The 11,998-nt window shown below is 74.3% G+C and carries 12 protein-coding genes; 4 read left to right on the top strand and 8 right to left on the bottom strand.

Annotated elements, in window-relative coordinates; genetic code table 11:
* Positions 1 to 31 precede the first annotated feature (31 nt).
* Entirely contained in the window at positions 32 to 2,017 is a 1,986-nt protein-coding gene (locus tag B5D80_RS17900; protein WP_211291565.1) for an ABC transporter ATP-binding protein, read from the top strand.
* A 197-nt stretch (positions 2,018 to 2,214) separates the two neighbouring features.
* Here B5D80_RS17900 and B5D80_RS17895 read toward each other — a convergent pair whose 3' ends face one another.
* From B5D80_RS17895 to B5D80_RS17865, 7 genes are all read right to left on the bottom strand, one after another.
* Positions 2,215 to 2,652: a hypothetical protein gene (locus tag B5D80_RS17895; RefSeq protein WP_088645033.1), complete on the bottom strand. Its 438-nt coding sequence runs from the start codon at positions 2,650 to 2,652 to the stop codon at positions 2,215 to 2,217.
* 232 nt (positions 2,653 to 2,884) lie between these two features.
* Entirely contained in the window at positions 2,885 to 3,493 is a 609-nt protein-coding gene (gene mug, locus B5D80_RS17890; protein WP_088645032.1) for a G/U mismatch-specific DNA glycosylase, read from the bottom strand.
* Positions 3,490 to 4,242 carry an SDR family oxidoreductase gene (locus B5D80_RS17885; RefSeq protein ID WP_088645031.1) on the bottom strand — a complete coding sequence of 251 codons (753 nt, stop codon included), beginning with the start codon at positions 4,240 to 4,242 and terminating at the stop codon, positions 3,490 to 3,492. The genes mug and B5D80_RS17885 overlap by 4 nt, the downstream gene beginning before the upstream one ends.
* 49 nt (positions 4,243 to 4,291) lie before the next feature.
* Positions 4,292 to 4,786, bottom strand: coding sequence for an SCO6045 C-terminal-like domain-containing protein (locus B5D80_RS17880; protein ID WP_088645030.1), 495 nt, complete (start codon positions 4,784 to 4,786; stop codon positions 4,292 to 4,294).
* A complete protein-coding gene (locus tag B5D80_RS17875; RefSeq protein WP_088645086.1) occupies positions 4,783 to 5,601 on the bottom strand; it encodes an MbnB/TglH/ChrH family RiPP precursor modification enzyme in 819 nt (272 codons plus the stop codon). Before B5D80_RS17875 ends, B5D80_RS17880 begins: the two co-directional genes overlap by 4 nt.
* On the bottom strand, positions 5,598 to 6,542 hold the full coding sequence (locus B5D80_RS17870; protein WP_088645029.1) for a TIGR04222 domain-containing membrane protein: 945 nt from the start codon (positions 6,540 to 6,542) through the stop codon (positions 5,598 to 5,600). Before B5D80_RS17870 ends, B5D80_RS17875 begins: the two co-directional genes overlap by 4 nt.
* A 127-nt stretch (positions 6,543 to 6,669) precedes the next feature.
* Entirely contained in the window at positions 6,670 to 7,242 is a 573-nt protein-coding gene (locus tag B5D80_RS17865; protein ID WP_088645028.1) for a TetR/AcrR family transcriptional regulator, read from the bottom strand.
* 231 nt (positions 7,243 to 7,473) lie between these two features.
* On the opposite strand from B5D80_RS17865, the gene B5D80_RS17860 reads away from it, so the two are divergent.
* Entirely contained in the window at positions 7,474 to 8,121 is a 648-nt protein-coding gene (locus B5D80_RS17860) for an HAD family hydrolase (RefSeq protein ID WP_088645027.1), read from the top strand.
* 155 nt (positions 8,122 to 8,276) lie between these two features.
* Entirely contained in the window at positions 8,277 to 9,206 is a 930-nt protein-coding gene (locus B5D80_RS17855) for a serine protein kinase RIO (protein WP_088645026.1), read from the top strand.
* 48 nt (positions 9,207 to 9,254) lie between these two features.
* Here the strand turns inward: B5D80_RS17855 and B5D80_RS17850 are convergent, their stop codons facing one another.
* On the bottom strand, positions 9,255 to 9,503 hold the full coding sequence (locus B5D80_RS17850; protein WP_088645025.1) for a DUF2630 family protein: 249 nt from the start codon (positions 9,501 to 9,503) through the stop codon (positions 9,255 to 9,257).
* A 275-nt stretch (positions 9,504 to 9,778) separates the two neighbouring features.
* On the opposite strand from B5D80_RS17850, the gene B5D80_RS17845 reads away from it, so the two are divergent.
* Positions 9,779 to 11,998, top strand: a 2,220-nt coding sequence (locus B5D80_RS17845) for a sensor histidine kinase (protein ID WP_144081699.1), incomplete at its 3' end; no start/stop codon positions are given.

Here is an 11,998-nt window from a genome sequence, read left to right as displayed (position 1 = left end):
CACGACACGGAGGTGACCGATGTCCAACCCGATGACGGGCGGCAACATGGCCGGGTGGAGCATGCTCCGGTCGATCCGCCACGGTGACGAGGTCTCCACCCACCGGCTCAAGCGCGGCACCGCCAAGCGGATCATGGCGTTCGCCGACCCCTACCGGCGGGACATCGTCGTCTTCCTGGTGACCGTGGTGATCGCCGCCGTGATCGGCGTGGCCACCCCGGTGCTCGCCGGCCACGTGATCAACGCGATCAGCGGCGGCGGGCCGGAGGCCGGTGCCACGGTCGTACGGTTCGCCCTGGTCATCGGCGGTCTGGCCGTCGCCGACGCGGTCTTCTCCCTGGTCCAACGCTGGTACTCGGCCCGCATCGGCGAGGGCATCATCCTGGACCTGCGCACCAGGGTCTACGACCACGTGCAGCGGATGCCGTTGCAGTTCTTCACCCGCACCCAGACCGGGGCCCTGGTCAGCCGGCTCAACAACGACGTGATGGGCGCCCAGCGGGCGTTCACCTCCACCCTGTCCGGGGTGGTCAGCAACGTCATCCAGTTGGTGCTCACCGCCGGGGTGATGTTCACCCTCTCCTGGCAGATCACCACGCTCTCGCTGATCCTGCTGCCGATCTTCGTGATCCCCGCCCGGCGGGTGGGCCGACGGCTGGCCGAGATCACCCGGGAGTCGTACAACCTCGACGCCAAGATGAACGCCACGATGACCGAGCGGTTCGGGGTGGCCGGGGCGCTGCTGGTCAAGCTGTTCGGCTCGCCCGACGTGGAGGCCGGCCGGTTCGCCGCGCGGGCCGAGCGGGTCCGCGACATCGGCATCCAGTCGGCGATGTACTCACGCACGTTCTTCGTGGCGATGCTGCTGGTCGCCTCGCTGGCCCAGGCGCTCACCTACGGGCTCGGCGGCTGGTTGGCGGTCACCGGTGCGGTCAGCGCCGGCACCGTGGTCACGCTCGCCCTGCTGCTCACCCGCCTCTACGGGCCGCTGACCGCGCTGTCCAACGTCCGGGTCGACGTGATGAGCGCGCTGGTCTCGTTCGACCGGGTCTTCGAGGTGCTCGACCTGCGCCCCGGCATCGAGGAGAAGCCCGACGCGGTGCCGGTGCCCCGGGGTGCCGGGCGGGTCGAGTTCCGCGACGTCCGGTTCCGCTACCCGGCCGCCGCCGACGTCTCGCTGGCCTCGCTGGAGGAGGTCGCCACCCTCGACCGGACGGCAGGTGAGCCGGTGCTCAAGGGGGTGTCCTTCCGGGTCGAGCCGGGGCAGATGGTGGCCCTGGTGGGGCCGTCCGGGGCCGGCAAGTCGACCCTGTCCATGCTGATCTCCCGGATCTACGACGTCACCGACGGTGAGGTGCGGGTCGGCGGGGTCGACGTGCGGGACGCCACCCTCGCCTCGCTGCGCGACGAGATCGGCGTGGTCACCCAGGACTCCCACCTGTTCCACGAGACGATCGCCGAGAACCTGCGGTACGCCAAGCCGGACGCCACCGACGACGAGATCTGGGCGGCGCTGGCCGGTGCCCAGGTGGCCGATCTGGTACGCGCCCTGCCCGACGGGTTGGAGACGACCGTGGGGGAGCGCGGCTACCGCTTCTCCGGTGGGGAGAAGCAACGCATCGCCATCGCCCGGCTGCTGCTCAAGGCCCCGTCGATCGTGATCCTCGACGAGGCCACCGCCCACCTCGACTCGGAGAGCGAGGCGGCGGTGCAGCGGGCGCTGGCCGTGGCGCTGACCGGGCGGACGGCGCTGGTGATCGCGCACCGGCTCTCCACGGTCCGCGACGCCGACCAGATCCTCGTCCTCGACGACGGCCGGATCGTCGAGCGGGGTCGGCACGACGAGCTGGTCGCGGTGGGCGGCCTCTACGCCGAGCTGTACCGCACCCAGTTCGCGGTCGCCGACTCGCCCACCCCGTACCCGGATGCCGCCGAGCCGTCGGAGCCGATCGTCACCACCGTGCCGATGGGCACCTACGTCGCCCAGGAGGCGCGGCCCCCCGCAGTGGCCAACTGACGGTGCGGAGGCCGGTCCGTTCGGGGGCGGGCGGCGCGGTCGACGGCGACACGAGGCCAGGTCAGGGGGGAGCGGCCCCGACCTGGTCTCCGTTGCGACGGCGATCCCCACGCCGGGCACCGGGAACACGACTCATCGGCCGGCCGGGCCGGCGGTCGTCAATGCGGTGCCTGTTCCGCCACAGGGTGCGGTGCGACTCAGAAGTACACCGTGCGGGACTTCGTGTACGTCGTGTACTGGTTGCCCGGGTAGAAGGTGGAACCGGACACGGTGACCTCGATGTTGGTAAATCCATAGCTGGAGACGAGGTCGCCGGTGAAGGTCTCGCAGTTCTGGTAGTAGACGGTGTGGTAAGCGCTGGCGCTGCCGCCCTTGAGGGTCACCTGGGCACTCGGGTAGGTGCTCTGTCCGCACAGCGTCACCGAGTAGCTCGCCTGGTTGCTGCCCGTCGTCCCGGAGACGGTTCCGGTGGCGGTGCCGAGGGACAGGGTGTTGTTGTAGCCACCCTTGACCGAGACGGTGAACGATGAGGTGCCCGCCTGGGCGCTGACCGCGGGCAACACGGCCACGGCGGCGGCCCCGGCGGCACCCGCGGCCAGCAGTCGGACGAAGCGGGAAGAACGGACTTGTGACATAAGCGCTCCCGACGTGATGGGAAATGCGTTAACGGCGCGTAGCCGATTGCGGACCCAATGTTAGACCACCGTGAACTCGAAAGCACGCTCGAAATAAATAGCTGTCAATGGGGATGCGATCCGTCGTTCGCAATTTCCTGCCTCAATTTCGGCATTTACACGACACATCGTGAACGCGCGACGCGACGTACCGTGAACGCCCGGACGGTGGTCGTGGCCGGCACGGTGGCGGTCAGCCGACGGGGGACGGCGGGTGGCCGGTCACCGCCGCGCGCAGCTCGCCGAACGCGGCCCCGAGGGTCTGCGGGGTGAAGTGGGCGTTCAGGCCGCTCGGGTTGGGCAGCACCCACAGCCGCGCGCCGGCCAGCGGTTCCGGCTGCGGGCCGAAGCCGGCCCGGGGCCGGGCGAACCCGATCCGGTACGCGGTCACCCCGACCACTGCCACCCATGCCGGCCGGTACCGGGTCACCTTGCCGGTCAGCGTCCGTGCGCCCGCCACCAGCTCCGCCGGGGTCAGCTCGTCGGCCCGGGCGCTGGCCCGCGCCACCATGTTGGTGATGCCCAGGCCGTACCCGGGCAGCGTGTACTGCTCGCTCGGGTGCAGTTGACGCGGGGTGAAGCCACCCCGGTGCAGGGCCGGCCAGAACCGGTTGCCCGGTCGGGCGAAGTGCCATCCGGTGGCCGCCGACCAGAGACCCGGGTTGATCCCGACGAAGAGCACCGTCAGCCCGGGGCCGATCACGTCGGGGATGGTGCGGTCCGCCGCCGCGGCCAGCTCCGCCCGGTCCGGCCGTCGTACCGGTCCGGGGGCGGCGGGGCCCGTCGCCCGCTGCGGGGTCACAGGCTGCGCAGCGCGCCGCCGTCGACCGGCACACTGACCCCGGTGACGTAGCCGGCGGCGGGGGAGAGCAGGAACGCGGCGACCCGCCCGAACTCGGCCGGATTGCCGATGCGGCGCAGCGGGATGCCGGCCTCCGCGGCGGCGCGGGCCGTCTCGTCGTCACCGAGCAGTTCCCGGTTGCGGTCGGTCAGGAAGCGTCCGGGCAGCAGGCCCAGCACCCGGACGCCGCGCGGGCCGTGCTCGTCGGCCAGGTCCTTGGCCACCCCGGCGAGGCCCGGCCGCAGCCCGTTGGAGATGCCGAGGCCGGTGATCGGGGTCCGGGCCGAGGTGGACAGCACCAGCCCGATCGCGCCGCCGTCGGTGAGCGCGGCGGCCACCGTCCGGGCCGTCCGCACGGTGCCCAGGAAGAGCGTCTCGAAGGACTCCCGCCACTGCGCGTCGCTGACCTGGGCGGCGGTGCCGGCGGGCGGCCCACCCACCGAGACGAGCGCCCCGTCGAGCCGGCCGAAGTGTTCCCGGGCGGCGATGACCAGCCGCTCGGGCAGGCTCGGGTCGGCCAGGTCGGCGACGAGGCCGATGGCGTGCTCGGGCCCACCCAGCAGCTCGACCGCCCCGGCGACCCGCTCCGGCGTCCGGGCCGACAGGACCACCCGCGCCCCGTCGGCGACCAGGCACCGTGCGGTCGCGAAGCCGAGCCCGCGGGAAGCGCCGGTCAACACGTACACCCGATCGGTGAGTCCGAGATCCATGCCACCGATCCTGCCGTACCCGGCGGCGGTCGGCGCGGCGGCCCGGCGGTCAGCGGCGGGTGGGACGCAGCAGGCGTACCCGGCCGGCGAGCTGGAGGGCGACGGCGTCGCCGCTGCGGGCCAGGGCCGGCAACCGGCGGCGGCGGGGCGGGTTCCGTCCGTCGTAGCGGTGGGCGGCCTCGCGGGCGGCCAGCTCCTCCGCGCCGAGCTGGGGGAGGGTGCCCCGGTCGCGCAGCGCGCGGGCGAGGTCCCAGCCGTCGCGCAGCGATCCGGCGGTGGGCCGGCCGGCCGCCCAGCCGGCGAAGGTGGCCGGCCAGGCGTCGCCGAGGCCGGCGGCGAGCAGCGGCCAGTGGCGGGCGACCTCCCCGGCCCGTTTGCGCAGCAGTGCCCGCCGGGCGGCGTCGACCCGGTCGGTGGCGAAGCCGGCCGGCAGCGGAGCCCCCGCGACCAGTGCGGCGACCAGCGCGGCCTGGCGGGCGGCCAGCCCCACCGGTCCGGCGGCACCGGGTGGCGGGGTCGGCCCGACGGGACGGTTCGTGCTCATGTGACGACCGGGTGGCCGGCGGCGGTGGCGAGGGCGTCCAGCTCGGCCCGCAGCACGTCGGCGGGCGGGTAGTGGCCGTCGCGTTCCAGCAGCAGGGGCGGCGGCCGGCGGCCGGCGCAGAGCGCGCCGAGCAGCTCCAGCACCTCGGTGGGCACCGGATCGGTGTGCGTGTCGTGGTAGAGCCCGCCGTGTTCGGCCCCGCCGGCCACGTGCACGTAGGCGATCCGGTCCAGCGGCAGCCGGTCCAGCAGGGCCTGCGGGTCCCGGCCCCGGTTGCGGGCGTTGGCGTAGACGTTGGCCACGTCGAGCAGCAGCTCCGTGTCGGTGGCGTCGAGGATCTCGGTGAGGAAGTCCGCCTCGTCCAGCTCGTCGTCGGGCCAGTCGAACAGCGCGGCGATCGGTTCCAACGCCAGCGGCACCGGCAGCTCCTGCTGCGCCCGCCGCACGTTCGCGGTCACCGCAGCCACCGCCTCCCGGGTCCGGGGCAGCGGCAGCAGGTGCCCGGCCTCCAGCCCGCCGGCCCGGACGAACGCGATGTGCTCGCTGACCAGTGGCGCGTCGACCAGTTCGGCGACCCGGGCCAGGTGCGTCACCCGGGCCGGGTCGACCGGCTCCGCGCCGCCGAGGGAGAGCCGCACCCCGTGCGGTACGACGGTGACGTCGCGTTCCCGCAGCGCGGCAAGCCCCGGTGGGAGGGGGCCGTCGGGGGCGAGTGACTCCGCCACCACCTCGACGAAGCGCAGGCCGGGCAGCTCGGCGACGAAACCGGCGATCTCCGGCCGCCAGCCGATGCCCACCCCCTGCGGCCGGGTCATCCGCCGCACCCGCCGCCGCCGCATCCTCCGCCGCCGCCGCAGGAGCTGCCGCCACCGCACGACGAGCCGCTGTCGCCCGACGAGGTGCCGCCGCCGCACGTGACACCCGAGGAGCCGGTGTAGCCGCTGCCGCTGCTGGCGTTCAACGCCTGCCGCTGGATCTCCGCCTGCGCGGCGAAGCCGGGGTCGAGGGCGTAGAGGGAGACGGTGCCGAACAGGGCCACCCCCATCGCCGCGCCGGCCGGACCGTAGGTCGCGTAGGCGGGGGCGGTGTCGGGGGCGAGGTGGTGGTTGCTGCTGCGCAGGCGACGCATCATCACGTTCGCCGTCCTGGTCCGTCGGGGCGTACGGGCCACCAGGGCGAACGCCACCCCGAGGCCGGCCAGGGCGAGCAGCAGCCAGCCGACCGGCCGGCCGTTGACCAGGCCGGAGACCAGCCGCACCACGCCCAGGGCCAGCAGCACCAGCAGCAGGTTCCGTCCGCGCCGCAGCGCCCGTACCCCGTCGGCGTCGATCAGCAGGCCGCGCTGCTCCAACCCCTGCCGCAGTTGCTCCAGGGCGCGGGCCACCCCGGCGTCGCGGCGCAGCTCGCGGGCGGCGACCGGCTGGCGGGCGGCGTGCCGGATCGCGTGGTCGAGCGGGGTGACCCCGCTGGGCGTCGGCCCGACGGCGATCAACCGGCGGTCCGGTTGCACGTCGATCGCGCCGGCGCCGCGCAGCCCACCCAGCGCCGCCCAGACGGCGAGCTGGTCGCCGCCGTTGAGGTAGGCGACCTGCTGCGGGCCGAGCTGGTCGGCGCCGACCGCGTCGGGACCGGCGGCCGTGCGCCGCCGGTGCACCAGCACGCCCACCACGGCGACGACGGCCACCAGGAGGTAGAGCTTCAGGAAGAGCGGGCCGGGGATGCCCCAGGTGTCGCCTGCTGCGGCAAGGGTGTTCATGGGCTGCTCCTGTCGCGCGAGGGGGATCGCGGCCCCATTGTGGGGCAGCCCCGCCACGCCGGCACGGCGGCGGTGGGCGAGTTACCGAGCCGAGACCTGACCGGCGCGGCTGCCGCCCCGGGCGGGGTCAGCGGCGGCGGACGGCCTCCTCGACCAGGTCCAGCACCGGCCCGAGATCGCCGGCGGGCCGGCCCATCGCCAGGTGCAGCACCAGCCCGTCGTACGCCAGCTCCAGGAACTGGGCCAGCACGTCGATGTCGATGTCCTCGCGGAGCACCCCGGCCTCGCGTTGCCGGACGAGCCGGTCCCGGGTCGCCTCGGCGATGGCCGCCGAGCGTTGCGCCCAGCGGCGGGCGAAGGCCGGGTCGGTGCGCAGCCGGCGGGACACCTCCAGCTGGCTGCCCAGCCAGCCGGTGGTGTCCGGGGAGACCGCGCGGGCGAGCAGGTCCCGCATCACCTGGACGAGGCCGTTGCGGGCCACCGTGGAGACCATCACGGCGGCGTCGTCCTCGGCGACGGCGAGGAAGAGCGAGTCCTTGTCGCGGAAGTGGTGGAAGATGGCGCCCCGGGACAGCCCGGTGGCCTCCTCCAGCCGGCGCACGGTGGCTCCCTCGTAGCCGTGCCTGGCGAAACAGGCCCGGGCCGCGCCGAGGATCTCCTGGCGGCGCGCGTCGAGCTGGTCCTGACTTACTCTGGGCACGGGTTGATCGTCGCAGGTCACCCTGCGCAAGGCAAACCGTACGTACGGCTTGCTATTGGCCCGTCGCCTCGGCCTGCCGGACGCGCGTCCGGTTAGGATCGGCCGGTGCCGACAGCCCCGGTCACCTCCCCCCACCCGTGTCCCGCCCCCGCCCGACCCCGGCTGCCCGACGGTCGACGACGGGTGGTTCGACCCTGTCGGCGGCGGTCCCCTCTCCCGTAAGGTGCCTCAGTGCCGTTGCTCCTGCTCGACCTGGACAACACCCTGCTCGACCGGGCCGGGCCGTTCCGCGCCTGGGCCGAGGGTTTCCTGGCCGAGATCGGCGCGCCGGCCGCCGACATCGACTGGCTGCTGTCCATCGACGCCGACGGCCTGACCGACAGGTGGGACATCGCCGACGCCATCCGGGACCGGTACGCGCTGCGCATCCCCTCCATCGACCTGGTCGAGGAGCTGCACGACGGGGTGGTCGGCTATACCCGGCTCGACCCGCTGGTGGCCTGCGCGCTGCGGATCGCCGACGACGCCGGATGGCTGCCGGTGGTGGTCACCAACGGCTCGGTGCGGCTGGAGGACGCCAAGATCCGGCAGACCGGCCTGGACCGCTACGTCGCCGACTGGGTGATCTCCGAGGAGGCCGGCGTCAGCAAGCCTAATCCCCGGATCTTCGCGCTGGCCGCCCAGCGGGCCAGGCTGCCGCTACGCGGCGCGTGGGTGGTGGGGGACAGCCCGGAGGCGGACATCGGCGGGGCCGCCGCGGTCGGCCTGCCCAGCGTCTGGCTGCACCGGGGCCGGAGCTGGACCGACACCCGGTTCGCCCCCACCCGTACCGTCGACTCGTTGATCGCGGCGGTCTCGGTGGTGCTCGCCGGCGGGTAAATCGGTTGTGCCCCGGTCGGGGTGTCGGCCAGCATGGGCCGGCGCGCACGCGCAGCCGGGCGGGGCCCGGTCGAGGAAGGGGGGTCGGTCATGGCCGTCTTCGCAGGGTCGTACCACCTGCCTCCATCAGCCTCGATCAAGGGATCACCAGCACCGTGCGCGAACACGACCTCCCGGCGCCGCAGCGCCGTGGCCGCGGCAAGAGCCGCTTCGACGACGACGAGACACCCTTCCTGACGTACGGCCGGCAACCGGCCCGTACCGCACCCGAGGACGAACCCGACCCCGAGCCGGAGGACCACTGGTCCTCCTGGGACCAGGCCGTGCACGGGCCCGAACCGCACCCGCGGTGGCTGGTCACCGAGCTGGCCGCCCGGGACACCGATCTCGGCGTGCTCAAGACCGGCAAGGAGGCGGACGTCCACCTCGTCCGCCGGGCGGTGCCCGACACCGACCGGTCCTGCCTGCTGGCGGTCAAGCGGTACCGCGACGCGCAGCACCGGCTCTTCCACCGCGACGCCGGCTACCTGGAGGGACGCCGGGTCCGCCGGTCCCGGGAGAACCGGGCGATGGCCGGCCGGACGGCGTTCGGCAGGCAGATGATCGCCGGCCAGTGGGCGGCGGCCGAGTTCGCCGCGCTGTCCCGGCTCTGGGAGATCGGCGCGGAGTCCGGGCGGATCGCCGTGCCGTACCCGGTGCAACTGCTCGGCACCGAGCTGATGCTGGAGTTCGTCGGCGACCCCGACGAAGGGACCGCCGCGCCCCGGCTGGCCCAGGTCCGCCCCGACCCGGCGGAGCTGCGCTCCCTCTGGGAGCAACTGGTGGACGCCCTGGTGGTGCTGGCCCGGGCCGGCTACGCCCACGGCGACCTGTCGCCGTACAACCTGCTGGTGCACGCGGGGCGGCTCGTCATGATCGACCTGCCGCAGGTGGTCGACGTGGTGGCCAACCCGCAGGGGCCCGAGTTCCTGGCCCGCGACGTGCGGGTGGTGGCCACCTGGTTCACCGCCCGGGGGATGCCCGCCGCCGACACCGACCCGGCCGCCCTCACCGGGCTGCTGCTGCGGGAGGCGGGGGTGCGCTGACGCGACGACGCCCCGGACGGCCGCCGGCCGTCCGGGGCGTCGGGGGCGTCACTGGAGGTAACGCTCGACCTCCGACACCGGCCGGGCCCCCTGTGCCTCCGGATCGCCGTGCGCCTCCCGGGCCGCCCGGCGGCGGCGCAGCAGGTCCCAACACTGGTCCAGGGACTCCTCCAGCGCGCGCAGTTGTTCCTTGGCCTCGTCGTCGGTGCCGGATTCGTGGGCCTGGGCCGCCGACCGGAGCCGGTGCTCCTCGTCGACCAGTTCCGAGATCCGGTGCAGGATGCTCTTGTCGTCCATGCCCCTGAGCCTGGCACAGCGGGGTCGGCCGCGCCCGCGATCGGGGTCGGTCGTCCCGGCCACGGTCTCGTCCGGCCCGCCGCCGGCCCGTCGCCACCGCCGGGCCGGTACCATCCACGGTGGTCACCATCGCCTCCGACCTGCGGCACCGGCCCCGCCTCCATGATCAGCATGGCTTGAGCGATGGTGGTGCCGACTGCTAGCGTGCGCCGGGTTCAGGTGTGTCGTGACGCGTCGGGCGTCCGGCGGCCACGGTCCGGCCCGGGGGCGGTGTGATGGGTTCCGGCAGCACGCGTCTGCGTACCAAAATCGTCGCCCTGCTCACCTCGCTCGTCGCGCTCTGGTCCTTCGCGGCCTGGGTGACCGTCCGCGACGGCTTCACCCTGCTGTTCGTCCAGACGCTCAACAGCCGGGTGGCCGACCCGGGCCAGTCGCTGCTCACCGCCCTGCAGGACGAGCGTCGGCTCGCCAACGCCTACCTGGGCGAACGCGGCCAGCCGCAACTCGACGCGTTGACCGCGCAATGGCAGCGCACCGACCGGGTGTCGGAGGACTTCGGCACGTCGGTGGGCAGCTGGCAGGCCGAACTGGCCACCGGGGAGGACACCCGCCGCCGGGTGGACGAGGTGCTGACCGGGCTCAGTGGTCTCACCGGCGTCCGGGAGTCGGTGCGCGAGGCCGGGGTGAACCGGGCCGAGGCGTCGGCCGCGTACACCGCCATCCTCGCCGCGGTGCTGCGGATGTACGGCTCGCTCGGCCAGCTCGACGACCCGCACATCGCCGCCGAGAGCGAGACCCTGGTCGACCTCTACCAGGTACGCGAGCTGATGTCCCAGCAGGACGCCCTGATCACCGGGGTGCTCGCGGCGGGCCGGATGACCGGCGACGAGTACGCCCGCTTCGCCCAACTGGTCGGCGCCCAGCGCTATCAGACCGCCGAGGCGGCTGCCGAGCTGTCCCCGGCCGACCGGGTCCGCTACGACCAGCTCGCCGGCTCCGACGCGGTGGCCCGGTTCCGGGTGCTGGAGGACCGGGTGATCCAGCAGTCCCGGTCGGGGGCCACCCTGCCGCTGACGGCCGAGGAGTGGCAGTCGACGGTCGGGCCGGCGATGCAGGCCCAGGTGGACTTCGGGGTGACCATCGGCGACGCGCTGATCGACCGGGCCACCCCGGTCGCGGTGGGCGTCATCGTCCGGCTGGTGCTCGCCGCCGGCCTCGGCCTGATCGCCGTCGTCGCCTCCATCGTGGTGTCGATCAGCACCGCCCGGCACCTGGTCCGCCAGTTGGCCCGGCTGCGGGACGCCGCGCTGCGGCTGGCCCACGAGCGGCTGCCCGGGGTGGTGGACCGGCTCGGCCGGGGCGAGGACGTCGACGTGGCCCGCGAGGCCCCGCCCCTGGACTTCGGCGACGACGAGATCGGCCAGCTCGGGCGGGCGTTCAACGCCGTGCAGGAGACCGCCGTACGCACGGCGGTGGAGCAGGCCGAGCTGCGTCGCAACGTGCGGGGGGTGTTCCTCAGCCTGGCGAGGCGCACCCAGGCGCTGGTGCACCGCCAGCTCACCCTGCTCGACGCGATGGAACGGCGCGAACACGACGCCGAGGAGCTGGAGGACCTGTTCCGGGTGGACCACCTGGCGACCCGGATGCGGCGCAACGCGGAGAACCTGATCGTGCTCTCCGGTGCCACCCCGGGCCGGGCCTGGCGGCGCAACGTGCCCATGGTGGACGTGGTGCGCGGCGCGGTCGCCGAGGTCGAGGACTACACCCGGGTCGACGTGCTGCCGCTCGGGCCGGTCGCGCTCGCCGGCCGGGCGGTCGGTGACGTGATCCACCTGCTCGCCGAGCTGATCGAGAACGGACTGTCCTTCTCGCCGCCGAACACCACGGTGGAGGTGCGGGGTCAACTGGTGACCGCCGGGTACGCCATCGAGATCGAGGACCGTGGCCTGGGGCTGACCGGGGAGGAACTGGCCGCGGCGAACCGCCGCATCGGCGACCGTTCCGAGTTGAACCTGGCCGACGCCGCCCGCCTCGGCCTGTACGTGGTGAGCCGGCTGACCGAGCGGCACGGGGTGAAGGTGCAGCTCAAGGAGTCCGCCTACGGGGGCACGACCGCCGTGGTGCTGATCCCGTCGGAGCTGGTCGTGCCCGGTGACCCGAGCCCGTCCGGCGCCCAGCCGGTCCTCGCCGCCGGCCCGCCCGCCTCCGCCGCGCCGCCGGCCGGTGCGGCTCCGATCCCGGCCGCCGTGCCACCGGCCACCGCGACACCGGCCACCGCCACACCGGCCACCGCGACACCGGCCGCCCTGCCACCGGCCACCGCCACAGCGCCGCCGGCCACCCCGTCGGCCGGCACGACCACGTCGTCGACGGCTCCGTGGGCCGTCCCGCCGTCGGGCGCGGTGACCCCGGCCGGGCTGCCCGCCCGCTCCCGCAAACGCCCCCCGCGCCAGCCGGGCCCGGCCGCCCCACCGCCGGTCAGTGACGCGTTGCAC

Origin of the sequence: Micromonospora wenchangensis (assembly GCF_002210435.1) — a bacterium.
GTDB classification, from domain to species: domain Bacteria; phylum Actinomycetota; class Actinomycetes; order Mycobacteriales; family Micromonosporaceae; genus Micromonospora; species Micromonospora wenchangensis.
The sequence above is the reverse complement of the archived record's forward strand: the minus strand, read 5'-3'. Positions and strand labels throughout refer to the sequence as shown.